The sequence below is a fragment of the Natrinema hispanicum genome, from assembly GCF_900111485.1.
Classification (GTDB): domain Archaea; phylum Halobacteriota; class Halobacteria; order Halobacteriales; family Natrialbaceae; genus Natrinema; species Natrinema hispanicum_A.
On the sequence record NZ_FOIC01000014.1, the window covers coordinates 1 to 25,925 of the forward strand.

29 protein-coding genes and 4 pseudogenes are annotated in these 25,925 nt (G+C 56.1%); 26 read left to right on the forward strand and 7 right to left on the reverse strand.

The features are described 5' to 3' along the window. Positions 1 to 214: 214 nt before the first annotated feature. A complete protein-coding gene (locus tag BSG09_RS12910) occupies positions 215 to 1,405 on the reverse strand; it encodes an ISH3 family transposase (protein ID WP_006181000.1) in 1,191 nt (396 codons plus the stop codon). 101 nt (positions 1,406 to 1,506) lie between these two features. Between BSG09_RS12910 and BSG09_RS21840 the strand changes: the two are divergent. Next, a pseudogene (locus BSG09_RS21840) lies at positions 1,507 to 1,929 on the forward strand (phage NrS-1 polymerase family protein); the annotation flags it as partial. A gap of 91 nt (positions 1,930 to 2,020) precedes the next feature. On the opposite strand, the gene BSG09_RS12920 reads toward BSG09_RS21840, so the two are convergent. Further along, positions 2,021 to 2,428, reverse strand: coding sequence for a hypothetical protein (locus BSG09_RS12920; protein WP_092933776.1), 408 nt, complete (start codon positions 2,426 to 2,428; stop codon positions 2,021 to 2,023). 173 nt (positions 2,429 to 2,601) lie between these two features. Between BSG09_RS12920 and BSG09_RS12925 the strand changes: the two genes are divergently transcribed. The 20 genes from BSG09_RS12925 (at position 2,602) to BSG09_RS13030 (ending at position 17,753) form a co-directional block, all read left to right on the forward strand. Then, complete coding sequence (locus tag BSG09_RS12925) at positions 2,602 to 3,030, forward strand: hypothetical protein (RefSeq protein ID WP_092933778.1); 429 nt, start codon at positions 2,602 to 2,604, stop codon at positions 3,028 to 3,030. Positions 3,031 to 3,193: 163 nt separating this feature from the next. Further along, positions 3,194 to 3,499: a toxin-antitoxin system TumE family protein gene (locus tag BSG09_RS12930; protein WP_092933780.1), complete on the forward strand. Its 306-nt coding sequence runs from the start codon at positions 3,194 to 3,196 to the stop codon at positions 3,497 to 3,499. Positions 3,500 to 3,522: 23 nt separating this feature from the next. Then, on the forward strand, positions 3,523 to 3,927 hold the full coding sequence (locus BSG09_RS12935) for an HVO_A0114 family putative DNA-binding protein (protein WP_092933884.1): 405 nt from the start codon (positions 3,523 to 3,525) through the stop codon (positions 3,925 to 3,927). A gap of 374 nt (positions 3,928 to 4,301) precedes the next feature. Then, positions 4,302 to 4,856, forward strand: a complete 555-nt coding sequence (locus tag BSG09_RS12940) for a DUF7342 family protein (protein WP_008015366.1) — start codon at positions 4,302 to 4,304, stop codon at positions 4,854 to 4,856. Positions 4,857 to 4,862: 6 nt separating this feature from the next. After that, entirely contained in the window at positions 4,863 to 5,306 is a 444-nt protein-coding gene (locus BSG09_RS21300) for a hypothetical protein (RefSeq protein ID WP_254799183.1), read from the forward strand. Between the two features lie 142 nt (positions 5,307 to 5,448). Then, the gene (locus tag BSG09_RS12950) at positions 5,449 to 5,739 is read left to right on the forward strand and encodes a hypothetical protein (RefSeq protein ID WP_008015364.1); all 291 of its coding nucleotides are present in this window, start codon (positions 5,449 to 5,451) and stop codon (positions 5,737 to 5,739) included. Next, positions 5,739 to 6,065: a DUF7558 family protein gene (locus BSG09_RS12955; RefSeq protein WP_092933783.1), complete on the forward strand. Its 327-nt coding sequence runs from the start codon at positions 5,739 to 5,741 to the stop codon at positions 6,063 to 6,065. The genes BSG09_RS12950 and BSG09_RS12955 overlap by 1 nt, the downstream gene beginning before the upstream one ends. Positions 6,066 to 6,157: 92 nt before the next feature. Beyond that, complete coding sequence (locus BSG09_RS12960) at positions 6,158 to 6,460, forward strand: hypothetical protein (RefSeq protein WP_092933786.1); 303 nt, start codon at positions 6,158 to 6,160, stop codon at positions 6,458 to 6,460. Further along, positions 6,461 to 6,973: a hypothetical protein gene (locus BSG09_RS12965; protein ID WP_092933788.1), complete on the forward strand. Its 513-nt coding sequence runs from the start codon at positions 6,461 to 6,463 to the stop codon at positions 6,971 to 6,973. It begins immediately after the preceding gene. Positions 6,974 to 7,150: 177 nt separating this feature from the next. Continuing rightward, the gene (locus BSG09_RS12970; protein WP_092933790.1) at positions 7,151 to 7,519 is read left to right on the forward strand and encodes a hypothetical protein; all 369 of its coding nucleotides are present in this window, start codon (positions 7,151 to 7,153) and stop codon (positions 7,517 to 7,519) included. Continuing rightward, positions 7,516 to 8,085: a hypothetical protein gene (locus BSG09_RS12975; RefSeq protein ID WP_092933791.1), complete on the forward strand. Its 570-nt coding sequence runs from the start codon at positions 7,516 to 7,518 to the stop codon at positions 8,083 to 8,085. The genes BSG09_RS12970 and BSG09_RS12975 overlap by 4 nt, the downstream gene beginning before the upstream one ends. A 226-nt stretch (positions 8,086 to 8,311) precedes the next feature. Next, on the forward strand, positions 8,312 to 8,605 hold the full coding sequence (locus BSG09_RS12980) for a PadR family transcriptional regulator (protein ID WP_092933793.1): 294 nt from the start codon (positions 8,312 to 8,314) through the stop codon (positions 8,603 to 8,605). 92 nt (positions 8,606 to 8,697) lie between these two features. Continuing rightward, positions 8,698 to 9,231 carry a DUF7342 family protein gene (locus tag BSG09_RS12985; protein ID WP_092933795.1) on the forward strand — a complete coding sequence of 178 codons (534 nt, stop codon included), beginning with the start codon at positions 8,698 to 8,700 and terminating at the stop codon, positions 9,229 to 9,231. An 8-nt stretch (positions 9,232 to 9,239) separates the two neighbouring features. Further along, on the forward strand, positions 9,240 to 9,674 hold the full coding sequence (locus BSG09_RS21725; protein WP_092933797.1) for a hypothetical protein: 435 nt from the start codon (positions 9,240 to 9,242) through the stop codon (positions 9,672 to 9,674). A gap of 31 nt (positions 9,675 to 9,705) precedes the next feature. Further along, positions 9,706 to 9,996 carry a helix-turn-helix transcriptional regulator gene (locus BSG09_RS12995; protein ID WP_223174829.1) on the forward strand — a complete coding sequence of 97 codons (291 nt, stop codon included), beginning with the start codon at positions 9,706 to 9,708 and terminating at the stop codon, positions 9,994 to 9,996. Between the two features lie 188 nt (positions 9,997 to 10,184). After that, entirely contained in the window at positions 10,185 to 10,457 is a 273-nt protein-coding gene (locus BSG09_RS13000) for a PadR family transcriptional regulator (protein WP_008458077.1), read from the forward strand. A gap of 456 nt (positions 10,458 to 10,913) precedes the next feature. Continuing rightward, positions 10,914 to 13,700 carry a DUF7282 domain-containing protein gene (locus tag BSG09_RS13005; protein WP_092933801.1) on the forward strand — a complete coding sequence of 929 codons (2,787 nt, stop codon included), beginning with the start codon at positions 10,914 to 10,916 and terminating at the stop codon, positions 13,698 to 13,700. A 1,100-nt stretch (positions 13,701 to 14,800) separates the two neighbouring features. Next, positions 14,801 to 15,697 (forward strand): DNA-binding protein, encoded by an 897-nt coding sequence (locus BSG09_RS13020; protein WP_092933803.1) that lies wholly within the window; start codon positions 14,801 to 14,803, stop codon positions 15,695 to 15,697. 949 nt (positions 15,698 to 16,646) lie between these two features. Beyond that, positions 16,647 to 16,784 carry a DUF7563 family protein gene (locus tag BSG09_RS21845; protein WP_425607638.1) on the forward strand — a complete coding sequence of 46 codons (138 nt, stop codon included), beginning with the start codon at positions 16,647 to 16,649 and terminating at the stop codon, positions 16,782 to 16,784. A gap of 84 nt (positions 16,785 to 16,868) precedes the next feature. Continuing rightward, positions 16,869 to 17,753, forward strand: a complete 885-nt coding sequence (locus tag BSG09_RS13030) for a biosurfactant protein 1 (RefSeq protein ID WP_092933807.1) — start codon at positions 16,869 to 16,871, stop codon at positions 17,751 to 17,753. Between the two features lie 23 nt (positions 17,754 to 17,776). On the opposite strand, the pseudogene BSG09_RS13035 reads toward BSG09_RS13030, so the two are convergent. Both BSG09_RS13035 and tnpC read right to left on the reverse strand, forming a co-directional pair. Next, positions 17,777 to 18,109 (reverse strand): annotated as a pseudogene (locus BSG09_RS13035) (PIN domain-containing protein); the annotation flags it as partial. 16 nt (positions 18,110 to 18,125) lie between these two features. Beyond that, positions 18,126 to 19,608, reverse strand: a pseudogene (gene tnpC, locus BSG09_RS13040) (IS66 family transposase). A 256-nt stretch (positions 19,609 to 19,864) separates the two neighbouring features. Here tnpC and BSG09_RS13045 point away from each other — a divergent pair. The 3 genes from BSG09_RS13045 (at position 19,865) to BSG09_RS13065 (ending at position 22,056) form a co-directional block, all read left to right on the forward strand. Further along, on the forward strand, positions 19,865 to 20,212 hold the full coding sequence (locus BSG09_RS13045) for a hypothetical protein (RefSeq protein ID WP_092933811.1): 348 nt from the start codon (positions 19,865 to 19,867) through the stop codon (positions 20,210 to 20,212). Positions 20,213 to 21,183: 971 nt separating this feature from the next. Next, on the forward strand, positions 21,184 to 21,684 hold the full coding sequence (locus BSG09_RS13060; protein WP_092933817.1) for a hypothetical protein: 501 nt from the start codon (positions 21,184 to 21,186) through the stop codon (positions 21,682 to 21,684). Between the two features lie 6 nt (positions 21,685 to 21,690). After that, entirely contained in the window at positions 21,691 to 22,056 is a 366-nt protein-coding gene (locus BSG09_RS13065) for a DUF7568 family protein (protein ID WP_092933819.1), read from the forward strand. 83 nt (positions 22,057 to 22,139) lie between these two features. Here BSG09_RS13065 and BSG09_RS21305 read toward each other — a convergent pair whose 3' ends face one another. After that, on the reverse strand, positions 22,140 to 22,418 hold the full coding sequence (locus BSG09_RS21305; protein WP_092933886.1) for a hypothetical protein: 279 nt from the start codon (positions 22,416 to 22,418) through the stop codon (positions 22,140 to 22,142). Between the two features lie 473 nt (positions 22,419 to 22,891). Here BSG09_RS21305 and BSG09_RS13075 point away from each other — a divergent pair, with 473 nt between their 5' ends. Then, positions 22,892 to 23,119, forward strand: coding sequence for a hypothetical protein (locus BSG09_RS13075; protein ID WP_092933821.1), 228 nt, complete (start codon positions 22,892 to 22,894; stop codon positions 23,117 to 23,119). 91 nt (positions 23,120 to 23,210) lie between these two features. Here BSG09_RS13075 and BSG09_RS13080 read toward each other — a convergent pair. Both BSG09_RS13080 and BSG09_RS13085 read right to left on the reverse strand, forming a co-directional pair. After that, positions 23,211 to 24,188 (reverse strand): annotated as a pseudogene (locus tag BSG09_RS13080) (hypothetical protein). A 144-nt stretch (positions 24,189 to 24,332) separates the two neighbouring features. After that, complete coding sequence (locus BSG09_RS13085; RefSeq protein WP_092933888.1) at positions 24,333 to 24,875, reverse strand: hypothetical protein; 543 nt, start codon at positions 24,873 to 24,875, stop codon at positions 24,333 to 24,335. A 473-nt stretch (positions 24,876 to 25,348) separates the two neighbouring features. Between BSG09_RS13085 and BSG09_RS13090 the strand changes: the two genes are divergently transcribed. Further along, positions 25,349 to 25,906, forward strand: coding sequence for a hypothetical protein (locus tag BSG09_RS13090; protein ID WP_092933823.1), 558 nt, complete (start codon positions 25,349 to 25,351; stop codon positions 25,904 to 25,906). The last annotated feature ends 19 nt before the right edge of the window (positions 25,907 to 25,925 follow it).

Consider the following 25,925-nt stretch of genomic DNA (forward strand, 5'->3'; position numbering starts at 1 on the left):
TCGCTAGTTGTCCACTCTCTCGATAGCGGCGGCAGCAAGAGGCTGGTCTGATATGGTGAGAACGCCGAAATGAGACGAAGGACACTTTTGGCACTACGGAGACTGGAAGATGAGTCAAAGATCTGGTTACTTGCCGCTGTGGCCATCGCTCAAACCGCTCTCAGAAGACAGCTGTTGCTCCCCGCCAGCCTCGCTTCGACCGAAGCGAGGCGGCTCACCCGAGTCCGTGCTCGTATCCTGGTGGCAGTCCTTCCCCGTTCGTCCGATGCTTGGTCTTCCAGCCGAGCTCGTCGTCCAACACCCGTTCGATCCCATGGAGAAACGCATCACTGAACGTGAACTCTACCGGGAGTGCTCGCCCGCCACGCCGTGGCCGGGCGAGCACTGCCCACTGCACCACCAGCCACAACTGCTCTAACAGGAACCCTACACCCACGTAGAAGAGCCGAATTGTCGTCGATGGCGTCGTCGTAAGGGCCCGCGCTTCCCTGAACTTCTCGTAGCTCTTCTCGATCCGTGAGCGGTTGTTGTAGATCCGTGCCACTTGCCGCGGCGTGCGGTCTTCCAGACCGTACGCCGCGTATCCAGTCTGTTTGAGTCCTGACTTCCCGCGATCACCGTTCTGGTAGGTCACGTTCACCGCCAGCGGAAACGTCTGTTCGTGCTCTTTGCCTTCACAGATCGTCTCTTCGGTCATGTACGACGCTGTCGCTGAAAGTTTCTTCCGGAGCGAGTCTTTCCCGGTCTTGACCGGGAAGACTGGCGGCGCTGTCGCCCGGAGCACGCCAATCACCTCGCCGACGTAGGCTGCTCGATCCATGAGAATCTGGTCGAGCTCGAACGAATATAGTTCGACGCGGGCGAGCACGCGCTCGACCGCGTCGGCTGCGCTATCGTCGCCAGCAACCGGTTCAACCGCCAGCGTCAGCGGCTTTCCCTGCGCGAGCACGAACGCCGTGCAGTACCGATGGCACTTCGTCGTGCCATCACGCGCTTGCATTCGCCTGAACTCGTCTTCGTCCGCTGGGTGCCCGTGAAACGGGTTGTCCATGAAGTCGATACAGACGGTTCTCGACCGCGACCGGTCGAGAACCGCCATTGCCATTGTCGCGAGAATATCGTTGACAGCGTCCAGCATCGGCTCTTTGTCGAGAGTATGGAGCCAGTCCATGACAGGTTCTCTGTTGGGTGTCTCGTCTGTGTTGGTCGTGACGCCGTTGACCGAGGTTGTCCCGACAGCTGCACGGAGCACGACTTCCATGATATCGCCGGAATCGAGGGGCGAGCCCTCGATTCCTGGCATCGGAATCAACTCAAGCACCTCCAGAGCAAGAGTCTTGAGTTGGCTATTCGTAATGAACTCGTCCGGATCTGTAAGCACCTGCTTGAGTTGTGGAAGGTTCATCAGGTGCGTATCCGGACAGCGGATGAATCAGGGACCTGATTCACCCGCTTCACTCAGTACTACGTATCAGCTGCTGGAGTCCTGAGCCAGAGTGGACAACTAGCGACTATGCTGACGGCTCTACGTACGGCGAGAAGACCATCGAACGAGCGGTTGCGAGTATCTCTGAGTTCTACGATCCGGACACTCGAGAGACGGCAACCGAATCTGCTCCCAGAACGAGCGAGCCGTCGACCACTGCTAGCCGTGACAAATCGGATCGGAAGCAGAATCGTGCGTATCTGATTGAGAAGAACCGACTGTTGACTGGCCGTGTCGACGAACTCGAGGCCACGCTCGAACAGAAAAATGAGCGCATCGATCTCCTCGAGGCAACGATCGAGGATCTCAAAACCGAACTTGCAGAGCGTAACCGAGAGATCAAGCAGACTCGAGAAGAACAAGTCGACACAGCGTCTGACTGTGACACCGCTTCAGAGACATCCTCTTTGTGGGGACGATTATTCGGCGAGAGCTCCAAGTAACAGTCGTTGCGAGGATCGTTTCTTCAATTCAGAGTAAGGCACTCAACTCGGTAAGTAAGTCTGCGAATCTATCGGCAGAATAGGTTCACGGTTAGCATTCGATGTCGGCGACCTGAGCCAACTGCGGTTGCTCGTCGCTTGGATGCGAGTACCAGAAATGGAATTGGAGACAGTAGTTCTCGTCGAGATCATCAACACCCAAGATATCGACGCTCCCTGCGAAATCCTCAACGACTCCGTGTAACGCGACCGGGGAGACGTCTTCATCCGGAGCCATTGTCACTATCTCGTCGACGCCCGCGTCGACACGGTGTGACCCCCAGTCTAGCATGCCAGCTTCGGTTTCGAGCGCGAGGTGGAACGTCCGCGCTCCATCGTCCGCATTCCGGAGTTCGACACTCACCTCTCTGAGGGATCCGCTAGACGTGAACGGGGCGATACAGCCGGAGAACCCGGACAACACGGCCGTCGCGGAGAGGAGGGCGTGGCGGCGTTGCACATATCCGACTACATTCGGCCGAAGTAAGTATGTTATTTGTACTGACCGCGAGTTTCGTGAGCCGTTCAGAATAAAGAAACAGACAACGGCCCACCGATACCCTCGTGACTGTGAGGTCGTGTTTTTCGTCCCTGGGAAGGGTGCGGGGCGATCGAACTGCCCCGAGATAGCGTATGACTTCTGAGCGACAGCACCCGCGAGACCGTGGTATTGATCGAGCACCAACCCACCGACAGCCCACTGAACCACCCTGGTCCGGCCTCGAGTTACGGGTTCCGAACGACCGGAGTCGAGAGTCACTCATTTCGTTCGTCGAGTGTGTTCTCGTTGAACTCACGCATGCAGACGTCGGTGCCGAGTATCGATCGTCGAACGTCTGGGGAGTCAAACGAACCCAGTACATCGCCGCCGAGACGACTGGCCATCTCTTCAGGAAGCGTCATTACGACGAACGGCTCGGCTGGCACGAACAGACGATGTCTCGGCAGGACGTGCGTGATGAACTGATCAACCGCCTCGCACGGCCCACGTCACTGGCGACGAATCAGAGTCATCCCCACCCTGTTGAAGAACCAGATACGTTCCAGGTGAAGCCAACGTGACAACTGCGAACAGGTCGACGGACCAGCAAGAGGTGAACTCGTTCTCAATGTCTCTGAATCTGGTTGGTCAAGCGGCTCATGCTCTTGCAAAGAAGCAAACCACACACCTATGTTATGAAGTCCATAGGTTTATGCCTATGGAGGTAATCACATAAGATGACGGATGGCGTCCTACACTACCATCGAAGATTGGCAGGATGTCGAAGATGGGTACGTCATCGATGTGACCATCCGGCAGACGGAGGATAAGAAGTACCCGTGTGGATGGGACTACAGCCTACACCACGGGGAAGTCGGCGGCGACACCATCCTTCGATACGACAACGCCCATGAACTGACGAAAGGCCATGAGCGCCACACCCGAAACGATGTTGAAATCATCGAATTCCCCGGGATGTTGACGCTCTACGATCGCTTTCAACGCGAAACCGAGGAGATGTCGCCTGTCTCATGGAACTGGTCGGAGTAGGACGTCTCCAGGAGGTATACACCATGCCCACGCTCAAAGTCACCGTCGGTGAACGTGATCGCCTCAACCAGCGCACGCGTAGCCGCATCAAGGCTGCCCAAGAGGGTGAAGACCTTGACGATGCCCAGCCGGTGTTGAACTTCGGATCGTATACAGAGCTCAGTCGCCTTCTTAGCCCAAAGAATCTAGAGTTGTTGGAAGCAATCTCTAAACACCAGCCCGAGAGCATCCGCGAAGCCGCTGACCTGGTGGAGCGAGACTACAAACAGGTCCATCGGAACCTTTCCGAACTCGAAGACATCGGCGTCATTGAGTTTGAAAATGGCGGGCCTGGTCAGGCAAAGAAGCCGAAACTGGCCTACGACGGTCTTGAAATTGATATCCCGTTTGCAGGATCGAATGGGAGTGTCGGTGCAGCAGCACCCTGAAAGATCCTGTTCTTGGCCATCTAGAAACGACCCTTCGCTCTCTGTTCTCGCTACACGTGGTCGACGGACGTACGTGATGAACTGATCAACCGCCTCGCACAGCCTGCGTCACTGGCGACGAATCAGAGTCATACCCATCCTGTTGAGGAGCCAGATACGTTCAGGGTGAAGCCGACGTGGCAACTGCGAACAGGTCGCCGGACCAGCAAGAGGTAATCACCAGCCGTCAGTACTCCAGCCCGCTGTTGAATATCGATCACTGACTCCATACGCATCACGCAGTGTCTTCGACTTGACTGTACTTCCAGCATTGGAATACAAAATAATCCTGACCGACACTAAACTATTAGTTCGAAGAGGTCATAAAGAGAGCAATGAGCGACCGATCACAGGTGTGGCCAGAAGAGATGGACAGTGCAGACCGTGTCAGGCATGTCGCCTTGACGCGAACGACACCACGGAATGCTGGTTGGATCGCCGAAGAGGCGGATGTCTCGAGAGATACGGCTGTTAAATACCTTGATCGAATGGCTGATCAAGGAGAGCTCGAGGCCATTGAAACAGCTGACGGCACATGCTACAAGCCCGATGAGATTACGCACTTCCTCCGTGAAGTTCGTTCCCTTGCTGAAGAGCAGTCAGTAGACGAACTCACTAATGAACTGCGTGCGATTGGTGAGGAAATCGACTCGTGGAAGTCAACGTATAATGTTGAATCTCTCGAAAAACTTCGACAGAGCATTGGACGTGAGGATCTGTCGGCTGACGATCGACGCGAGCGCCTCGAAGTGATCGAAGAATGGGAATACAACATTCAGGTACGTGAAGCACTTCAGCTTGCGATCAGCCTTCAGAGTTCACTAACGCGACTTGATGCAGATCCGCGTCTCGCAAATCGTGGTTCAGATACGCTTCCCCAAGAGGGCTAGGGAAAGATGGTACTCTTTCTTGCTGGTGGCCGAGGATTCACTCGGCGCGAAGGACTTCGTCGCCTCAAAGAACGACTCGAAAAAGAACCGGGGTTTTCCGATGTTTGGTATCGACCATCTCGACTCCGGCCTCGATCTGTCGTTGCTGACGTCGAGACTGAGATATTCTTAGGCGAAGAATTCCCACGGCAGCAGGCCACCTTTGAGGTCACATGGCGGCCACGTGCCGACATTGATGTTCAGCGTGTTCAGTGGGCTGATGACGTAGTCAGCTTGGGATGGCACAAAGACGATGATCATGAAGACCTTGGGACAACCCATTTCCAGATCGAGACCGATAAGGAATTAACCCACGAACCAGGACATCTCGAAGCAGAAGCGCCGCTAAGCTTTCTGGAAACCTGTCTTCAGCGACTTCCTCCAAAACTCGAGGAGACGATTCCAGAGTGAACCCGGTTACTCCTAATTGAACGGTTGCTTGATCTCTGTATTCTCCTTCTGATACGGTCCCTCTGACCGTACTTCCAGCAGTGAATTTTTGGCGCCATGAGGCACGAGGCGCGCTCAACAGTGAGCCGTCATGGAATTTCCAATGACTGATCCAAATCCGATTGACGACACTGCAGACGATTACAGCCGGTTCGAGGCCAGACTCGTTGCCCGTGATCAGGATGCAACTCGCGTTGTAACAGCAGATCTCGGCGAGACAACCGCCCGACAGCTCGTTACGGAACTCATCGATACCGGTGTGGTGACGCCGGTCCCTGGCAAGCGGGTGTTCATCCACGAGCCAAGTGGGACCGCTTTTGACTCGAGCACTCAGCTTGCTGTTTTCCATCAAGGCTGGACGGCGGCCCGCAACGCCGACAAGGAGGGTGAGTGATGCAGCAGACGCTCGCTGGCTGTGCCTTCTGCGACGCCTTGCCCGGCACCGAGGCCGGTGAGGCACATACCTGGGGAAAAGACAAGCGAGTCTCTCACCCTATCTGTGTCGACTGCGCTATCCAGACGGAGCCGGACCCTGACGAGTTCGATCACTGCACCTGCGATGGCTGCGGACTCATCGTCGACGCGCTCGCGGCGCTCACGCGGTTCCGCGTCGAACTCGGCCATCTCGAGGACTCGCTACAGCGGTGTGCAAGGTGTAGTCCCGGTGGGCCAGCCACCTACTGGACGCGCGACCTCGAGAAGCATATTGTATCTGACTGACGATCGGCCGACCGGTCGTCGACGTGAGGGGAACGTGGCTCACATCGTACACACGATAACTGCTAAGTGAACTGGCTCACAATGTACACATAATGAGTAGCGACAAAAAGCGCGTCCAGTTCCGGGCGCCCCACCGACTCATCGACCGGACCGACGCCCTCGCAGACGTCCTCGGGGAAGACCGGACGGATATCCTCGTGACTGCGCTGCGAGAGTACCTCCAAGAGGCGGCCCATGACGACGCGCTCACGCAGGAAATCGCAGCTGCCTACTACGACGACGAGATTTCCTTCGAGCAACTCAAAGCGCTCGTCGGTGCCGAAGAGGCAGCGAACCTCCGGGTGTTGAAACAGCAGCTGGACGAGGACTTCATCGACGAGGTCGCCGACGCATAAATGTCGACGCTCGTCGCTGACGCCTCTGCCCTCGTGAGTCTCGGGGTCGTTGCTGACGACGACCCCGATCCACTCGGGCTCTGTCTGTCCTGCTACGAGGTTATCGTCCCAACAGTGGTCATCGAGGAACTCCGAGAGATTGCTTCGTATGATGATGTACACGGTCGGGCTGCAACGACCGTCCTCGACCGAACTAAGACGCTCGAGGTACGATCGGTCGATCTCGACGCCGAATTTCCGCTTGATGACGGCGAAAACGCTGCTGTCACCCTCGCGAATGACCTCGACGCCACACTATTGCTCTGTGATGAGTTCAATCAACTCGGCCTGGTCCACGCCTCGCTCGCCGATACCCGGCTCGTCACGACGCCAACGCTGCTCTCAGTACTCGTTCGCACCGAACAGCTGTCAGCTGCCGATGCTCGTGCTATTCTCGACGAGATCAGCGATGCCCGCAGCTGGGACGCAAACAGCTACGTGCAACGTGCCCGGTCACTGCTCGAGGAGCCCTGAAACCGACGCTGTCGCCCATCGGTTCTCATACTGTTGAAGGTGGTGGGGTAGAAGTCTTCACAGACTCTGTACGTGCCGATCTTGGAGTGTCCGATTCCTGACTCTGAGACTTTAATGTGCATGCTCTGTGCATACGCCGAAACCGTTATCACTCTATGTGCAGAACTTGCACATAGAATGAGCACGAGCGACGATCCACGACGAGTTCATTTCCAGTCACCGGAGTATCTCGTCAACCGACTCGATGCGATCGCCGATCTCTTTGACAAGGACCGGACGGATCTCCTTGTCGAGGCCATCCGGGAGTACATCGAAGACACTGCCGACAGCGAGACGTTCCAGGAACTCGTCGCGACGAAGTACTACGACGACCAGCTCGAGTTCGAGACGGTCAAGCAGTTGGTCGGTGCTGAGACGGCCCAGCGGCTCCGCCTCCTCAAAGCGGACCTCGAAGACGAGCCACTCGATCTCGCTGCCCCCGACGACGTCGACGTCTATGAGGGCGATGTGACGACGGTCGACACCGCGGCAGACGACGATCGATGAGCGGTCCACGACTGCGAACGGTCGTCGCCGACACCAGTGCACTCGTCAGTCTTGCCGTGCCCCGTGCTGACGCTGCCGTTGACACCGGCGCTCTGGACCCACTCCAGTACCTTCTCACCTCTTGTGACGTGTTTGTGCCACCGGAAGTGATCGAAGAACTCTGCGACATCACACAGTATCAGGATATCCACGCCGCGGCTGCGAGTAACGTCCTCGCGGCCCGCAACCACTACACGGTCGAGGATCCCTACGAACGCGACGATACCCCGGACTCTCGGCCGACGTTCGGCCTCGATGACGGCGAAACTGATGGTATCGTCCTCGCGAACGCACTCGCCGTCGACGGCTTTCTCACCGACGAGTTCGGCGGAACGAACTTTCCACTCATCCACGCCGTGCTTCAGGGGCCGCGGATCGTCCCGACGCCGCGGCTCATCTGCGACTACTCCCGGAACGGGAATATGACCAAGGAGGAAGCGAGAATACTGATCACAACGATTAGCCCACACCGGAGCTGGGAGAACAGTCCCTACGTCACGCAATTGCTCCAGCGCCTCAAAGGGTAGTCCGTCCTGCGATCAGCACGTTCCGAGTGGTGCGTCAAAAGTGGCCGAGCGAGTGAGGCAGGGGCGAAACTTTCCCTTCACACAGGAACAGTCACCACCACTTCGGAATGCCCTGTGGTTGTAACATGTTGTGTCCCTTGGAAATCGCTGGGGATAGTGAAAAGGACATTTCTGTGGTGCCAGTTGGCCCCGGAAAATTCATCAGTCAATATACTCACATTCAGATATGTACGATCTCACCAAATTCCAGCGTGATATCTTGTACGTGATCGCCGGCCAAGACGAGCCGCATGGCCTCGCGATCAAAGACGAACTCGAGGAGTACTACGAGAACGAGATCCACCACGGGCGGCTGTATCCGAATCTCGATACGGTCGTCGACAAAGGGCTCGTCGAGAAAGGCGAGGTCGACAAACGAACGAACTACTACACGATCACAGCGCGTGGTCGGCGCGAACTCGAGGCCCGTCGAGAGTGGGAAAATCAGTACGTTGGAGATGTCTTCTCGAGTTCGGAGTGAGACGGTCGCGGCCGCTGAGCGTGCGTGTTGGATCGAATCGGGAAACTATTCCTCGAAGTAAGAATTATATCGGTAGCCGCGCAAGATCGAGTATGTCCAATACAGAGTCTCCAGACGGCCCCCCATCCTTTGAGGATGCGTTTCGTGACGATGATGTTGAACAGCGTATCTACGGGACAATCCTTCAGACCCGCGAGCCTGCAACGGCGAGCGCTATCGCAGAGCAGGCCGAATGCGACCCGAAGACAGCCCGAAAATATCTGGGCTGGTTCAGCGACCTCGGGATCGTCACGCGCCACGATGGCCATCCGACGACCTACGAGCGTAATGATGCATACTTCCAGTGGCGGCGCATCAACCAACTTGCTGCCGAGCACACCGTCGACGAACTCCAAGAGCACGTCCGCACGCTCACGACACGGATTACCGATTACGAAGACACGTACGATGCCACAACGCCGGCAGCCGTCGACGCTGTCGATGCTGCAGAGACGAGCGACGAACGGACGATCGACGATGTGTATAGCGACCTTGCCGACTGGGCGACCGCTCGAGATGAGCGCAAGCGCTACGAACGCGCCCGTCAGCAACGTGCTGGCGCTGAGACCGACCAAGCATCCGGGTAATCCCATCGATGACGCCGCCTGCAGGAGATGGACGTAGCCCCGCGCCTATCGACCGCCCAGTGCTCGAGTTTCTTCAGACACGCCTCCAAGCCACTGCTCAGGTCGCTCGAGCGACGATCACGGATTCGAGCGGGCATCTTGAACTCTATGTAACACTCGCACCATCGTACTATCCTGAAACCGTGGAGGAGGCGAGTCTCACTGTTCGCTGGTACACGAACGACGACTTCAAAATCCATTACCGAGAGGTGCATCCAGACCACGCCTGGGAGTGCCGGTGGGACCGGCATCCGAACCCTCACAATACGCGAGACCACTTTCATCCTCCGCCCACTGCCCCGACACCCGGTGAGGACAGTTCGTGGCCAAGCGATCATCGGGATGTACTGCGGGTCGTCCTTGACAAGATCGAAGAACGAATTACCAGGTTGTGGGACGAGTAAGCCACAGTGGTGGCAGTTTTTCTGCGCCAAAGTGGATTCATCCGCTTCCAACGTTGACATCTTGTGCGTGATCGCCGGCCAAGACGATTCTCAGGGCCTCTCGATCAAAGGCGAACTCGAGGAGTACTACGAGAACGAGATCCACCATGGGCGGCTGTATCCGAATTTCGATACGGTCGTCGACAAAGAGCTCGTCTACAAAGGCAAGGCCGACAAGCGAACGAACTACTACACGATCACAGCGCGTGGCCGACGCGAACTCGAGGACCGTCGGGAGTGGGAAGATCAGTACGTCGGTGAATTACCTTCGAGTTCGGAGTGAGACGGTTACGATCGCTGATCGTGCATACTGATTGGATCCTTTGAATGTCGTTCCATTACGGTCACAGTCACAGGATGTCGTGAATGGAACGAGAGTCAGCTAGTGGTATAAAGAACCGACTAGTTGGATTAGCTTACATCTACGTACGTGTGGAATAACAAATATCATCTCGCCTGAATGGCTGGGCCATGGACGACCTCACAGGATTCCAACGAGACTTGCTGTACGTGATCGCGGGCGCTGACCAGCCATCTGGACAGGACGTCAAAGACGAGATCGAGCAGTACTATAGTTCAGAAATCAATCACGGGCGGCTGTATCCCAATCTCGATACGGTTGTGAATAAGGACCTTGTCGAAAAAGGACAGCTCGATAGGCGCACAAACTATTACGCGATTACAGACGAGGGAGAACAAGCGATCGAGGATCGCCGTGAGTGGGTATTACAGTACATCGACTAATCGAGATCGGAAGCCATCTGGATCATTGCTTTGCCCTCTTGAATCGGTAAGTACAGGGGGCTTAGAGGGCTGTTTGTGTGAATTGGTGAGGTGCCGTTATTTTCGCGCTGTGTATCCCGCACGCCTCAGAGCATCAGTTCTGCAATGCAATTCCCTTATTTCATCACGAAGAAGATAGGACAAACGTTCGGTAGTTGTACATCATAAATACCAGACATTCTTCCGTGCATTCCGTTCAGAGGCTTCTGAAGCTGTGTTGCTAAACGCCTAGACGTATGATGATTATTCTAGGCTAACAATAAATCGGTTTTCGCTGGAAAATAATCCGCTGCTGCCCGTGTACTCGCGGATACTCGCCCGGTGCGGGACCGTTAGGACTGGAGAACGATTCGTAGGTGGAAAGTACGGGCTGGTAGAACGTTCATTCTAAACTACTATCATCTGTTCCGGAGAGACATGGACCGACGCAAATTCCTCTACGGCTCCGGCACCGCCGTCGGCGGTGGATTGCTCGGCACCTACGGATTGACGAGCGAGGCATCGGCACAAGAGACAGCGACAGACGCGCAAACACAGGCCCAGGCACAGCTCCAGCAACTCGAGGGCGAGTGGCCGAAGTTCCGCTACGACCTGGCGAACACGGGCCACGCCGTCCCGGAAACCGGACCCGGCCAGCCGGTTTCGATCCGCTGGACCTACACGACGGGCGACGCACTCGGCAGCTCCTCGCCGGCGGTAGTCGACGGAACAGTCTACTTCGGGAGCCGTGACGGCAATCTGCGCGCCATTGACGCCGAGACCGGTGCACTTGAATGGCGCAGGCTCCTTGTCGACGATCCTATTGGTATCGTCTTTTCCTCGCCCGCAGTGGCCGATGGAACCATCTACATCGGCAATTCGAACCTGTTCGCTCTCGATGCAGAGACCGGGTCGATCCAGTGGACCTTCGACCCCATGGAAGGGCTCGGTGAGGAGATTCCCCACAATGTGTTCTCCCCCACAGTCGCTGATGGGACGGTCTACTTCGGGACCACTTACAGGGTTTATGAGGCAGGTTGGATGATTCAGATGGGCAACCTGATCGCCCTCGACGCCGATACCGGCGAGGAACTGTGGCGGTTCACCCCAGCGGGCCCCATCTCGAACGTCCCGGCGGTGGTCGACGGAACGGTCTATACCGGCACCAGCGGCCTCTACAGGTCCCGATGGGACGAGATCGAGGGAGAGATCATTGAGCCGATCGCCATCGGGCAGATGTACGCCATCGACGCTGAGACGGGCAGCGTCGAGTCGAGTATTCCGACCAGGGTCAGCACTTCACCCGTGGTCACCGACGACAGTATTTACTACGCTCATCAGGATACCGTTACAGCCTTGGACCGGGTGACCAGTGCGGTCCAGTGGTCCCTCGTGCGATCGCCGATGATGGCAATGTCGGACCTGGCGGTGACCGACGATATGGTGTTCAGCGCCGCGTGGGGATTCGAGCCACGGGAGGACCCGGCCGACCGCCTGCGGGACTACTGGATCCTCTCGGGCATCGACGCCGACGACGGGACCGAGATCTGGCGACACGACGCACGGACAGAGTTCGCCCCAAACGAGAGCGGACGAATCTTTTCCTCACCGGGCGTGGCCGACGGCACCGTCTACGTTGGTTCAGCGGACGAACTCGTCCCTGAGACTGATCCATGGACCCTGCAGGGTCGACTCCACGCCTTCGACGCGGCGACCGGCGAAGCGGAGTGGCGTGGCGAAACCGGCGACTGGGTGTGGTCCTCGCCAGCCATCGCCGGCGGAACGGCCTACATCGGTAGCAACGACCGGAAGATGTACGCCTTCGAGGGCTCACCGGTCGAGGAGCCGTCAGCCTCAATCACATTCGCGGACCAGGACTCGGATGGCCTCTCGGTCGTGGTCCAAGAGGTCACGCTCTCGAACGGCGGGTACATCGAGATTACCGATACCGACGGCGTGGTCCGCGGGCAATCAGACAACCTCGAGGCCGGCACTCACGAGGACGTCGAGATCACCCTGGCCCCGCAGGTGACCGAGACCCAGACGCTCACTGTAACGGTATTCATGCCGACCGGCGAGCCGTACCTGGTCGATGACGCCCCGGTCTCGGCAGCCGCCACCATCACTATCCCGCCGGAGCCGCCGACGCCCGAGGCGACGATTACTTTCGCCGATCAGGAATCGGACGGGCGGTCCGTGGTAGTCCAGCAGGTCCAGCTATCCCACGGCGGATTCATCGAGATCACTGATCCGAACGGACGCGTCGTCGGCCGGTCCGAGCCCCTCGAACCCGAGAGGCTGTACGAGGATTTGGAGGTGGCGATCACGCTCTTCGAACCGAACGGTGCGGCTTCTCCGGCGGTCGACCCGCAGGCAGCGACGGCAACACAACAAGAGACCGGGGGGGATCCTGAGGAGGCGAACCTGGACGAGCCGATGATTATCGAGCTGACAGCAACGGTGTACCGGGATATCGATGTCCCGTACCTCTTCGATAATGAGCCAGTCACTGCCACCGCCTTGGTCACGGTTCTCGACCCGGTCGAGCGGACGGCCACAATCACCTTTGCGGATCAGGAGTCCAACAGTGAATCGGTCGTCGTGAACAACGTGGACCTCTCCCACGGGGGCTACGTCAAGGTCACCGACGCTGAGGGTACTGTCAGGGGCCAGTCGGCCATCCTACCGCCCGGCCCCCACCAGTCGGTCACCATCCACCTCTCGCCTGTCCTCGATGCGACCCAAGAACTCACCGCCACGGTCTTCACGCCCGGAGGGGAGGCGTATCTCGTGGACGGCGAGCCGGTCAGCGCCACGGCGCTGATCACGCTCGTCGAGCCCGAGGGGCCGAAGGCATCGCTCACGTTCAAGGGCCAGAAATCCGACGGGTCCTCGGTGGTGATTCGGGAGATTGACCTCTCTCACGGGGGCTTCGTCGAAATTACTGACGCTGAAGGCGTGCGGCGTGGTATCACTCCGATGCTCGACGCCGGTCGCTACACGGACTTCGAGGTGGTGCTGACCTCACCGCTGACGAAGTCCCAGGAACTCACCGCTACGGCCTATCGCGACGTCGATGTGCCGTACCTCGAGGACGGTGAACCCGTCAGCGACACCGCCTGGATCATCGTCTATCCTGACGAGAAGAAGAAGAAAAAGGACAAGAAAAATATAGATTTTCTATGTAGTTTCCGATTATTTCTTCGGAAGATTTTTTCGTTCTGAGAAGTAGTATAATACTACAACAAATCCAGCTGCAGGTACTATTACGCCCGATCAGTACATTTCTGGATTTTTGGGATTGAGCCGTCTTGCGTCAATACACATCAAAATACCTGTTGAGAATTGTATAATAAGCATCCCACATAGTAACACTATAACTAAATTAGTCATGGTTAGTATTCTAATGTTGCAGTATTTCCATCATCTAACAAATCTACTCCAGCAGCGACAAGTTCGCACGTGTAGTGTACGGGTGGACCACTAAAGCAACTGTGATAGGGTAGATTTCAGTGAACGGCTTGCAATCACTGTTTTCGATAATGGGTGAAAGCCCCTGGCGCGCTCGAGTCCCGCGCCTGGCGAGACGCACGCGTCTTGCTGCTCTTCGCTCGTTTCACTCGCGAAGACCTCGCTGCGCTCCTCACAAGTTGCGGTGCTTGCGTCGGCGGGGTTCCTCGAGCGCGCCAGCCCCTTTCAGACCCACCCACGTGGACTGATCGGGATGCTGTTGCGTTGGTTGCCCGCTCTTGGTATTCGGCCCGCCCCGCTCGCCGCGTGCCGCCCTCTGCGTCGCACACGGCTCACTCCGTTCGCCGTTTCGCGACCGACCATTCCGGGCTGCGGTTCGCTCCTGACGTCGCTCACCGTTCCGGGCTAAAATGAATCTGGTCTCGACGCCAGCATTAAGCGCGTTTTCGGTTGCGCCCCTCGCGGGCTTTCGCGTTCCAGCGCTTGGTACCGTTGCGCGCGCCGAGCCACGATGCGGCTCGCCGTGCTCACGACAGTCGCGCTGGACACGGACCCGCAGTCCGGGCCGGACACGAGAAACGGCTTAAAGCTGGCCGCTCGCTCCGGGCGGGTCGCCGAGGCGCTCACACCGCTCGCGCCTCGAGTCCTGCCTCGCTTCGCTCGGCAGGACGCCGCGCGGTGCTGGTTGGAACACCGCATTCAGGCGCGCTCTCGCTCGCGCCCCACAGGGTCGCTCGCGAAGGCGCGAGCGCGAGCGCGCAGATAGATCTAGTTGGTCGGTGTCGTCGGAAAACCGCGATGTAGTGGCATCGCGGTGGCAGGCGCGTGAACGCCTTCGGAACTAGTGAGTTCCAATGTCTAGTAACAACTCAAGTAGCAAGGTCGTTACGGTCGATGAACAGGCACTCAAACAGGCGGACGAGCAGGCGGTCGATGAAGACGGTTTCCCGGTCGTCGACGAGACGCCGGAATTCGAGGCAACGGTCGAGCAAGAGGTCCAAGCAAAGGTGGATGCAAACCACCCAGACGGGGTCGTCGATACAAGCGATGAGCGAATTTACGGTGCCACCCTCGAGCAGGAAGAGCGCATTCGAGCACGAGAGGACGAACTCGAGCGAATCAGTGCCCAGGCCGAGATAGGAACGCAGGAGGGTCGTGAGAGACGGACACGAACGATCGCTACGAACCAGAACGAAGCGCGGCGTGTGGAATTCCAGAAACGGGCGGCGAGCGTGGACCCAATGGCAGACCCGGAACGAGCAGATCCCCAGACAGAACTCTCTCGAGAGCAGTTGGCGGCCGTGAACAAGCAGTCGATGCGACTCGCAAAGCAGTTGGATGGCTGGTCTCGAGCAGCGATCAGCCGGCGGTTGAGTGAAGCCGTCGTCGGTGGCCAAGACCTGACGAGTGCGGTCGTCAACGTGTTCGAGAAACTGCAGACGGCGCCCGGACACGTCATCCCCATTGGGAAACTCGAGGAGGTCTCTCGGAAGGAGGTGAGCATCGAAGGGCGTGTCGAAACCCTGTGGGATCCTTCGCATCCGAGTATCGCACAGGTCGGGCTCATCGCGGATGACAGTGGCCAGACGCGTGTGACCATCTGGAAGTCATCAGACGCACCGTGGATCGAGGAAGGCGAGCAGGTGCGCATTCACAAGGCTGCCCGGAACTGGCACGAAGGCCGTGTCTCACTGGCCGTGACCGGGTGGTCGACGATTCACTTCCCCGAGCGCGGTCGCTGGTGGGAATAGCCAGGCCTGAGCCCCTTTTTTGCTGGTGTGAACGCAGTCACCGCCACCTCCCACCACCTCCACGGTCCGGGCTGCTCACGGCCGGTGGCCGTTGCGCTGCCGGGCTTTCGCCACAGCATGAATCAGTTCCACGACTTCTTCATTCACAAATATGCCAGAAACTGAGTAGAGCAATTTAGGAACTACATCTGCGGATTGATTGTTTGCTGTTCCACGAACTTTCCTAAAATCATCCGACATTCATATGTGTGCATAAATAAAACGCGTGAATAATGCCCGCGATATCCCTGTTAGGTATTGTATTGTTTGTCCTCCAAGCTGGTGTTGGATACCATCTCTATCGTTCACTTGCTAGTAGTGGAAACGGCTCTGGGATGCTGATTGGGGCTATGGTCACAGGTGTGGGGATCGCATCCCTGTTTATATTTGGTATGATTCCGACTCTTGCGCTTGATTTCGTGCTTTTATTGATATCTGCGTTAGTATCCCGTCAATCAAATAATGTTACGTCCTGAATTGATCCTTGTCTCATGACCTCCGCGATACATGGGGCCTCTGTACTGACCACGATTTTCACAAAGAAATCTGAATAAAGAAACTCTGCTACTGCCTCCTGATAGAGCGGTTTCTGTGCCCCACGAGTGGGGTGAGGGGCGGTCGGAGTTGCTCATTGCCCTTCGTGAACATTATGGCTTTCAGAGAGGTTTACGAGACAATATTCGACGAAGATGTCCAGCCCAACTCGAGCGCCAGTCCGTGCCCCAAATGCAACGGACGGGTGACCACCAACGCAGTCGAAACGCGTTGTGAGGACTGTGGACGCCTTATTGAACCGCAACAATACCAGGCCCAGAAAAGAGCCAATCACACTCAGATAGAACGCTCTTGATGAAAATAACACAAGTATTGGAACAAGATATTTACTGGAGTAACAACATAGGTTTGGATAATGCCAGAATGTGATGGCTGTGGCTCTCATGTCACAGAGAACTACTACCGGGTTTTCGCTGTTGATGGTGATTTGCCAGCGTGTATTCATTGTGCCAGCAACCGTGAAGCTCGAGAAGCAGGACTCCGCCAGCAATAGCGTCGCAGTGATCTCATTTCCAGATTTTCTCTCCTGAACTGGACCTGATCAAGACGTGAAACCATACAACCCACTACCCAATCAATGACTGATCGCGATTCTAACTTTGAAGAGCTTCGTCCGACCGGCGAAGCGTCGCATATTCCAGATGAGACACTCAGCGAGGATGATGACGGTGAACCTGATCGACAGCGTGCTGAGACGGCGACGGCTGGATATCCGGGTACTCCAACAGAAACAGATACCGAGTGTCGGTCCTGTGGGGCATCGATTCCAGCCGACCGAACCAAATGCCTGTTCTGTCTCACTAACAATCTCGAAGACTGCTCTTCTGAGACAGACACACCAGCAACAGAGTGGACACTCCTCGGCGTCGTCCACATGCTTGTCGAGTCGTCGACGTTCTACGGCGCTGTCGCGAAAGGCGCAGCCGCTGCGACACTTCTTGCCTCGAGTGCGACGGAATCGATTGTTGACGACTGCACGATCATCTACGATCTCGAGGACGAGCCTGCAGCCCAATTGACCGATCGGTGGCCTGTACTACCCGCTGCAGTACGGATCTCATCTCCTGACGGTGAGCAGCTTTTCGCAGCGGCCCATGATCGAACATCGTGGACTGACCAATCAGCGGTGGATAGCGACTGCGAATCAACAACCTATCTCTACGACGAAGGTGGGATTGCTATTCGCAACGAGCAGCGACTTGCGACGCTGCTCGACAATGCCAGCGATGATGCGTGGCTAGTCCCCGCAATTGCTCTCCAGCAGACACCTGACGAGTGTGAACCCGAGTGTCAGGACAGAGTTATTCCGACCAAAGAACGCCTCGAGTGTCACCAGTGCGGACGCACAACCGAGCATCGATTCAGCGATCATGAATCAGTTCCCGACGAAACCTGGACCGGCAACGCAATCTGGGAGTGCCAGGTCTGCGGGACGCCACGCTATGGGCCAAGTCCAGAATGAAACTGAGAGACAGATATACCAAGTTAAACCGTGTCAAACGAGCTGATCACGTCACTCGTCGAATACGTCTCGACTAGGTTCTGTTCGTCGAAGTCAGAATCGTCACTCCAGATAGCAGCATCACTGGCAATCGCACACGCGAGGTACAACACATCGTCAGGATCAGTATCTCCGATTTCCGCTTCTGCTGTTTCGATAGCCGGATAGAAGTCGTCGGCAGGAACGACCTCAATGTACTGGAACAAGAGGTCGATGAGTTGTGCTACTCGCTCCGGCTTCATTCCGGATTTCTCTACGATCAGTTCTTCATAATTCCTGATTTCGTCATAAACAAAGGCGGGTGTCAAGAGCTCTGGTAGTTGGATAGCGTGACTATAATTCACTACTCGGTGATGCCTCTCTCCCTGAGCTGAGTTCTTCTCCACCGAGAATAGACTGGAGCTGTTCGGGCGGATCTAGTCCTCGCCGTTTCCACGTGGCCAACATGGTCGTGATCGTCTCGTGAATCTGGACCCCTTCGGCTGAGCGGAGGGTCCGGAACATCTTCCGCAGCACAACTTGCTCGCGCAGAGCGCGCTCTGCGCGATTATTCGTCGACTCGACGTCTGGCTCTGTAACGAACGTCAGCCAGTGCCCTAACCCGTTCCTGATCTTCTCGATCAGCTTCTTGACCTCCTGTGCCTCGTAGTCTTCCCTGATCAGCCCTTCCAGATGTAACGACGCCTCCGCCCGCTTTTGCTCGCGGGCGGAGGCGGACGGATCCTCCTCGTCGAACGCCGTTAAATCGTCGTGGAGAGCGTGTAACTCCGCAGACAATCTCTCTGCTTCCTCGTACCGCTCAGCAACGTACTCCGCCTCCCGCAACAGATGTGCCCAACACCGCTGGAGCTTCGTGTGATAGCTCGGATACGCTGACCAACCGTCACAGCTGAGCGTCGAGTCCTCGGCGAAGTCCTCGCCGAGGACGTCCTCTAACACCTGGCTTCCACGACTCTCATCAACCCAGAACAGCACTTCTTCGTCAGTAACGAACGTCCACGCCCAGTGTTGCTCTCCGTCAACAGGAAAGCCCGTTTCATCGCAGTAGACGACGTCACTTTCCTGAATACGGGCTTTGACATCGTCATACGCGGGTCGCAGCCGGTCTGCGACCCCTTGGTCAGGTTGTAGATCGTCCGATGAGAGATGGGTGTATCGAGCTCCCAGTCAAACAGCTCCGCCTGTTTGCGGTTCGGCAGTCGCTGATGGAATCTGCCGAGGGCGGTTTGGGCCATGATATTTGGCCCAAACCGCCCGGTTTCCGGGCAGTCAGGATGTTCAGCAACGACTTCGTTTCCACAGGAACAGCGGTGTTTGCCGAGTTCGTACTCGACGACAGTGGTTGGAATAGGGAGGGGGATGTCGATATCGTCCGTGAGACGTAGCTGTCCGGGTTAGAGAGGATTTGCTCACAGTCTGGGCAATATCCCTGATCGGCTCGAATAGTCTCCTCTGGTTCCGGAAGCAGTCGAGTTGTTCCTTCGTGACCTTCGTCACGTTCTAGAGGGGAGTCGCTGGCGGCGACGCTGACGCCGCCAGCGTCGTCCCCTTGGTCTTCGTCCTCTTCCTCGTCGCTGTCATCGTTGCCAGGTGTTCCAGCTGTACCACCCTGCTTACTGGGTGGTGTGTTTGGGTTTTCGTACCGCTTGAGGCGAGTCTCAAGTACCTCTATCTGCTGTTGCTGTGCAGCGAGTTGGCGATGGAGAAGACGGTTCTCGAGCTTTTGAATTACGAGTTGCTGGCGGAGATGCGTACTGTCCTCGGTGCGGATCGCGGAATCTATCGATTCCGGCGATCCGCCAATCCCCAGCGACACACTTGGTTCACCATTGAGAGACCATTCATGAGACTACTACGAAATCGGTCTGACGGCAAATCGCTATCCAACTACAACAAAGATACGCCCAAGGACGTAATCAGCGACCGTATGGACGTGAGTAGAGAAGTGCTGGATAAGCACTACAATAAACAGTCCAAGGATGAACAAATGAAGACGCGACGGAGGCTCCTCGAAGATCTGTAGACTACTAAAATCCGATAGATGCATATACCATAAAATAACTTATCAATCCATGGAAGACTATACAGTCTCTGGGATTGCTCTGGTTATTGTTGGGGTGTTACTTATTGTCATTGGAGGAGGCACTGCATTTGCCGGAATGAACAAAATGGATGCCGAAGAGGATTGGGAGAAATCAAACACTGAATCGCATTGCTATACGTATGTGAATTCAGACATCGATGTGGAAAACGATTCAGAAGAAGAGATAGAACAGAAGATGCGGGAAGGCAGGGAACGGGAATGTTTTGAATTACAACCTCAAGAGAATCCCTATTCCGGTGGAGAACAGGATATTACTATCGGAATTGGTATCGCAATTATCGGCGGGGTATCAACGTACTTCGGGAACAAAAGATAGGATATTACTACAAATAATATTATCCATACTTTCTGTTTCAGCTAACCCGTCTGAGCAAACGAAACCGAGTGTCCACCGACTTCTTCGTAGAAGTTCACGCCAGTAACCGTTTGTTCCCCCTCATACTCGAGGAGTTCCGTCTCACAGGCTTCGCAATGGATCTCAACACGATCTCCACCCCTTTTCTTTTTCAGGGAACGACGTTCACCACACTCTGGACACTTCCCACGGATAGATTCGACTTCTAACTCATCTTCAGAGAAGAATTGTTCAGGTACTCCGGTACCCTTACCAGTTCCATCTACACCAAAGAGCATATCATAGAATCGGTCACCGCTTTATTGGACTCCGTAGTGAGTGGTCAGTACAGAGCGTGCGTGTATCAGTTGGCACTCGTCAGAGCCTTGGTTTACAGAATGATTATAATTCAGGATACCTAACCAAACAGTATGTCCGCGCTTCGATCTGCCCTTTTCGATTGGAACCTGAATCGAGTGGTGAGAGTTGCTGTGAGCGGTATCGCAGTCTTCCTCGCAATTCGACTCACGGATGGGTTACTGGTCGGACTCGGAGTAGCAGTCGCACTGGCTCTGGTACTTGATGTTCCGTGGTGGATGTACGACCGATACGCGCAGTCAGACAAGTGATGTATTCGCACACCTACTGACCGGCTGATTCAATCAAAGGGAGTTGAAGCAAATCACCTGCGAATCTTTCTATAACACTCTCCCAACCAGTAACTCCACTCGAGGCAGAGGTGCGAGTCTCCGAAGGCACTCGCGGTCTTTCGAAGCCATCGACGAGTCGAGCGACCTGATGACCGCTGTCGATGCTACTACCGGTCCGGATCGTTCTCCTCCGTGAGACAGGTGCGTTCCAGCAGTGATTTTGTGCGCCGGTAATGGGTGCCGGCGCACTGGGTAAGACCAGGCGAACACTGATCAGAGCGTCGGCGCAGTGAGGTATCCGAGATGCATATGTTAATTTACGCACTGGTAGAGGCATCGACAGCAGAAGAGGCACTGTCAACCGGAAAGACCGTGTTCGATCGACTGGTTGGCGCAGAGCCGCATTCCTGTGCGGTGTTCGACTACTACGTCACCTTCGACGAAGAGGAGACAACAGTGGCTGGAAAAGCACGGTGGGGCGATCTACCGACAGCTGCACCCGTTACGTCCGACGAAGGTGAAGAACTCCTCGAGCGGGCCTGGAAGACTACAACGGAAACGTTCCAACGAAATCTGGACCGGGTGAAGCAAGCACTCGAGGAACGCAACGACGACGAGATCATGCGCGACGAGGGCCTTGCTCGGCACGCTTTCCAGCAGGTCGGTGCCTCCCGTGGCCCGTCGATCTGCTTGTATGATCAGCACGCGGCAGGCATCCGTCATCGCAGACACCTCGATCGCCTCCTCGAGGAGACTGACGAGCGCGAGACGTGCTGGATCGTGCCGGCAGACGTCCATTTCTGAGTAATCATGCCTCGAATCACGAACTGGACACGAGAGAGTCGAACACCCACGCTAGCATATCGAAACACAGTGACTGAAGCGCGAGCCATCCTGCATCGTGCCCCGGACTCCTACGCGTACAAGTGGCGGGCAGCGATCCTCGTCGACGGCTATCCAGTGTGGTCGCAAGGCTTCGAGACAAAAGAAGCAACGAGCGTTCGGGATGCACTTCGGGACAGACCAGCCCCCGAACTCGCTTGTCCGGAGTGTCCGAACGACGACGTCATCGTCGGCCAGAAATCTGCGGATGGTGCGAAGGTCAAACGATGGTTCGACTGTCCTGACTGTGGCTACGAAGCTCCCTCGAAAATCGTCTATGGCGCAGAACGCTAACAGCTGGTGAGAGCGAGAGAGCAAGCTAATCGTTCAGAGCAATCATGTGTCTCGAGGAGCAGTCGCAGTTCAATTAGTCGTCGTTACTTCGCGTCTTCGATCAACTGTTCGAAACCCCCTACCCTCCTGTACTCGTCTCTATGAGCGAGTGCGGCTTGCCCCTTTGGTGTGATTTCGTATAGCCCAGACCGTTCTTTGGGTCCGATCTTGCGTACGAGACCATAATCTGCAAGCACCGGTAGCCGAGTATTGATGTTCTGCCGACTCTTCCCCGTGTGCGACTCGAGATTCGATGCAACGTTGCGTCCCGTCTCCTCGAGTGCCTCGAGGATCAAGAAGTCTGTTGGGCGTCGAAGTCTCATTATCGCCATTCCCCATCCATTGTTGGTGATCAATATCGTGATTTTATATTAATAATGGCCATTCTCTGACAGTATTCAAGACAGGTGCTTTCACGACTGAGAAAGATCCTACGAGGATGTTCGCTGTTGATCCTACTCAGCGTGAAACAATACAGTCACTACACATGCATATTGAACAGATGTTAGTCACCGCACATTTATGCAGTCACACCGAAAAGGGTCAAATATGACTAAACAACAGAAGGAACAACTTGGGATTATAGCAGGGATTCTCGGCATCCTCGGGTCGTTATTAGTTATTTATCTCGGTATCGTGTGATAACCTCTCGCTGATTCTCCGCCTGTTAGAAGTCCGGTAACTCGGTATCTGTATACCCTGTACTTACCGTAGCAAGTGGTCATCTCTCACTTGCGGAAAAAGCTATAGAGCAATACAGTTTTTCATGCCTCAACAGGGGTAGAGGCAACATCCAATGGGCGACACGCCAGAATACTCCCAAGACTCGAGCGACCTCTCACCAGCACAGCGGCTCGAAGCACCGAACACACGGCTCATCGACGCCAGCATCGCGACGATCAACGATATGGACACGCTGCGAGCCTGCATCGCCTACGAAAACCAACACCAACAACGTGTCCCGATCCTCCGCCAACTCGAGAAGCGGGCTATCGAACTCCGCTCACAGGACGATGATGACTAATTCGACACTGCCAGTATCAGATTGCAGAACGACCGGGAGGAACCCTGCCAATTCCTTGCTCTGCACGTGGTGCCACAAAAGCCGTTAGCAGTCATCCCTGTACTTCTGTCCCTGCTCGGAAACTCGTGAGGTCGTCGATACGCTCTTCGAGTGCCTCGATCTCCTGTCGCAGTTCCTTAGCCTCTGCCTCCTCGCTGGCAGCAAGTCGGTCCTTCAAGCCCTGGAGGCGCGACTCCTTGACGTCGTCGTCAACCTCCGCCTTTCGAACGTACTCGCTCTCATCGATCTCGTAGACATCGGACTCGGTGAGCGTCGTCACGTCGAGTGCTTCGTCGACCTTCTGGCGATCAACACTCATGACGCGCTCATGGTCGATCCCTTCCGCCTCGAGCATCGAGAGGACTTTCTCGTCGTCTTTGAGCGAGCGATTACGACGACTCGTGCGCTGGACTGAGCCGTACTGGCCGGCAACAGGCCGGTCGTGATGAAGCCGTGAGAGAAGCACATCGGCGACCTCCTAGCGAAAGTCGTTAGCATCACGCTGGACATCCGACAGCAGCGTGTAGAGATTTACGAGGGTGGCCGTCTCCAAGTCAGGGAGATCGGTTACGTCGTGGCGCTCGAGTGCATCGATCAGCAGCAAGGCATCCGAGTAGACGTCCAGACCGTCAGGTTCGGTGCGGTCGTCGTCATTGCTGTCTGGTTCGTGTGCTGTGTCGGCCAGTTGGGTCGTCGTCGGCCCGTCTGTCTCAGCGATCACACCCGCATCCTCGTCAATCTCGAAGCGGGGATGGACGCTCAACACCGCTGGATACGGGTCAGCATCTGGCGGGAGCCGGTCGAGATCGAACCCATCGTTCGCGGTCTGTATCTGATGGTAGAGTGTCTCAAATTGATCGCGCTGGAGCGGACGCTTCTCGTTGGATTCGTCAAACTGGACGATAACGCGGTGTTCCTGGATATCTGTGATGTGGATGCGGGAGTGCGACAACGGTGTGATCAGTGTCGCGTCCGCCGGCAGCTCATCCAGATGCTCGAGAAGCGTGTGCCAACTGACGCTGAATGGCATACAGAGAAGTTACGCGCCGTCCCGACTAAACCTTGCTCTCGACGGGTATCAGAGAACTCTCCCACTGGTTTGATCCATCTGTTTTCACAGAGAGTTTGACTGTAATTGTATCTAGGGAACGAACCATCTAACAGTCCGTGCGACTCAGAATGGAGTCCGGATTCCGACCCCGTTCGAAATCTCCCACTCGAGTTGCTGCTCCTCTGCGCTCGTGAACGATACCTTACAAGCACCGAGGAGTGTCACGGTACCGGCATGAAAACCCTCCCAGCGGGATCGGTAACGGACATTATCTGCGAGCCCTGCGTTGTAATACCCATCCGGAATTGTTACCACTTCACCCGCCACGTCAACGTGACCTCCACTCGTCGAGATTGAGCGGTTCGTTGAGAGGTTGTCATTATGCTTCACTGAGATCCCCTGCTCAAGCCGCGTGAACGCTAGCTCTTTTTTATAATGGCCCCACGGATCGACCTCATAGTTCTTCTTGAGGAGTCGACCAGCGCTCCAGAGCCGTAGACGGTAACGTGTTTCGTCAAGACGGTGAACAAGAATGGCAGCATCCTGGACGGCGAATCGACGATCCGGAACGATCACCTCCTGACGTGTGTAGGCGCCCACAAAGTCTCCAGCGAGCGATTTGGTCTCCAGCCCCGGGATCGCAACCTCATCGTAGGCCTCTCGCATTCGGTTGACGTACGTGGTGAACTGGTTTGGGGGGACAAAGACGTCATCATCGGGCGAAGAGAGATCGATCGTATTGGACCAACCACCGCCAACTTTAGTGCGAACGGACCCAGCGCCCAGACAGCCAGACATCGCCGCTAGTGATACGGTTGTGGCTGTTGCACCAATTCGACGAAGGAAGCGCCGTCGGGAGGGCATATTTTAGACTGATCTTACGCAATTATATAATCTTTCTATACTTGTCATTCTGCATATTTTAGTATAGCAAGTAGGTGATCAACCTGACGACTTTCTCTAAGGATAGAACGTCTCGAGCAGGGTAAGCCCAACACCATGGACGAACTCGTAGACGTATCCAACCTGGTACGGAGAGTCGAGGTAGCCGTACTTAGACGCCAGAGCACCCCATCCGCAGGAGTTGTTTGTGCGCCGGTGATGGGCGCCGGCGCACTCGCGCCGGAGAGGAGAGATCGATGTCAACCCGAAGTCAACTCCGATTTGTCCACCGAAACGAGTCTGCAGCAGAACAGGATTCAACCAACCGCATCGCACAGGTCTACCGGCATTCCGACGGTTATCCTGAGAGTGTCCTCCAAGACCTCGCTCGACTCAAACAACTGCTCGAAAAGACACGAACGGAACGTGGTCCCAGCTACGCCGCCGCGCAGTTCATCTTCCTCGGGACCCTCTCGAGTATGAGCCTCTACGTGAACGAAGGGCGTGAGCGAAGCATTCGCGCTGATCAACCGGGTGATTTGCTGGACCCGTCGAACATGGCGCATCTCGAGCAACCGTTATTCCTGCTTGGCCACGGCGTTGAGAATCCTGCCACTGGCATTCACGGTGACGAAGAGTATCTCTACATCGTCGAACTGCCAACGCGAACCCCATTCGATGAACCGGCAGAGTGGACCGTCAAGGTGAGCGACCACGCCGGCTTTCCGCGGTGGGACGGGCCGACAGACAGCGCGTTCGAGCAAACCTCATGGCAGTTTCATGGACTGCTGGAAACAGCTCTCGAGAAACTGTAGGCCGAATTTGCGGAACGAT

Coding starts and splice junctions, on each gene's coding strand:
- BSG09_RS12960 (WP_092933786.1), top strand. CDS start 6,158: ATGAGTAGCGACAAAAAGCGCGTCCAGTTCCGGGCGCCCCACCGACTC.
- BSG09_RS21300 (WP_254799183.1), top strand. CDS start 4,863: ATGGTACTCTTTCTTGCTGGTGGCCGAGGATTCACTCGGCGCGAAGGA.
- BSG09_RS13030 (WP_092933807.1), top strand. CDS start 16,869: ATGACTGATCGCGATTCTAACTTTGAAGAGCTTCGTCCGACCGGCGAA.
- BSG09_RS12975 (WP_092933791.1), top strand. CDS start 7,516: ATGAGCGGTCCACGACTGCGAACGGTCGTCGCCGACACCAGTGCACTC.
- BSG09_RS12985 (WP_092933795.1), top strand. CDS start 8,698: ATGTCCAATACAGAGTCTCCAGACGGCCCCCCATCCTTTGAGGATGCG.
- BSG09_RS13045 (WP_092933811.1), top strand. CDS start 19,865: ATGGAAGACTATACAGTCTCTGGGATTGCTCTGGTTATTGTTGGGGTG.
- BSG09_RS12965 (WP_092933788.1), top strand. CDS start 6,461: ATGTCGACGCTCGTCGCTGACGCCTCTGCCCTCGTGAGTCTCGGGGTC.
- BSG09_RS13005 (WP_092933801.1), top strand. CDS start 10,914: ATGGACCGACGCAAATTCCTCTACGGCTCCGGCACCGCCGTCGGCGGT.
- BSG09_RS21305 (WP_092933886.1), bottom strand. CDS start 22,418: ATGAGACTTCGACGCCCAACAGACTTCTTGATCCTCGAGGCACTCGAG.
- BSG09_RS12930 (WP_092933780.1), top strand. CDS start 3,194: ATGGCGTCCTACACTACCATCGAAGATTGGCAGGATGTCGAAGATGGG.
- BSG09_RS13090 (WP_092933823.1), top strand. CDS start 25,349: ATGTCAACCCGAAGTCAACTCCGATTTGTCCACCGAAACGAGTCTGCA.
- BSG09_RS12970 (WP_092933790.1), top strand. CDS start 7,151: ATGAGCACGAGCGACGATCCACGACGAGTTCATTTCCAGTCACCGGAG.
- BSG09_RS21725 (WP_092933797.1), top strand. CDS start 9,240: ATGACGCCGCCTGCAGGAGATGGACGTAGCCCCGCGCCTATCGACCGC.
- BSG09_RS12910 (WP_006181000.1), bottom strand. CDS start 1,405: ATGAACCTTCCACAACTCAAGCAGGTGCTTACAGATCCGGACGAGTTC.
- BSG09_RS13000 (WP_008458077.1), top strand. CDS start 10,185: ATGGACGACCTCACAGGATTCCAACGAGACTTGCTGTACGTGATCGCG.
- BSG09_RS13075 (WP_092933821.1), top strand. CDS start 22,892: ATGGGCGACACGCCAGAATACTCCCAAGACTCGAGCGACCTCTCACCA.
- BSG09_RS13060 (WP_092933817.1), top strand. CDS start 21,184: ATGCATATGTTAATTTACGCACTGGTAGAGGCATCGACAGCAGAAGAG.
- BSG09_RS21845 (WP_425607638.1), top strand. CDS start 16,647: ATGCCAGAATGTGATGGCTGTGGCTCTCATGTCACAGAGAACTACTAC.
- BSG09_RS12955 (WP_092933783.1), top strand. CDS start 5,739: ATGCAGCAGACGCTCGCTGGCTGTGCCTTCTGCGACGCCTTGCCCGGC.
- BSG09_RS12950 (WP_008015364.1), top strand. CDS start 5,449: ATGACTGATCCAAATCCGATTGACGACACTGCAGACGATTACAGCCGG.
- BSG09_RS13020 (WP_092933803.1), top strand. CDS start 14,801: ATGTCTAGTAACAACTCAAGTAGCAAGGTCGTTACGGTCGATGAACAG.
- BSG09_RS12935 (WP_092933884.1), top strand. CDS start 3,523: ATGCCCACGCTCAAAGTCACCGTCGGTGAACGTGATCGCCTCAACCAG.
- BSG09_RS12925 (WP_092933778.1), top strand. CDS start 2,602: ATGACTTCTGAGCGACAGCACCCGCGAGACCGTGGTATTGATCGAGCA.
- BSG09_RS13085 (WP_092933888.1), bottom strand. CDS start 24,875: ATGCGAGAGGCCTACGATGAGGTTGCGATCCCGGGGCTGGAGACCAAA.
- BSG09_RS13065 (WP_092933819.1), top strand. CDS start 21,691: ATGCCTCGAATCACGAACTGGACACGAGAGAGTCGAACACCCACGCTA.
- BSG09_RS12980 (WP_092933793.1), top strand. CDS start 8,312: ATGTACGATCTCACCAAATTCCAGCGTGATATCTTGTACGTGATCGCC.
- BSG09_RS12940 (WP_008015366.1), top strand. CDS start 4,302: ATGAGCGACCGATCACAGGTGTGGCCAGAAGAGATGGACAGTGCAGAC.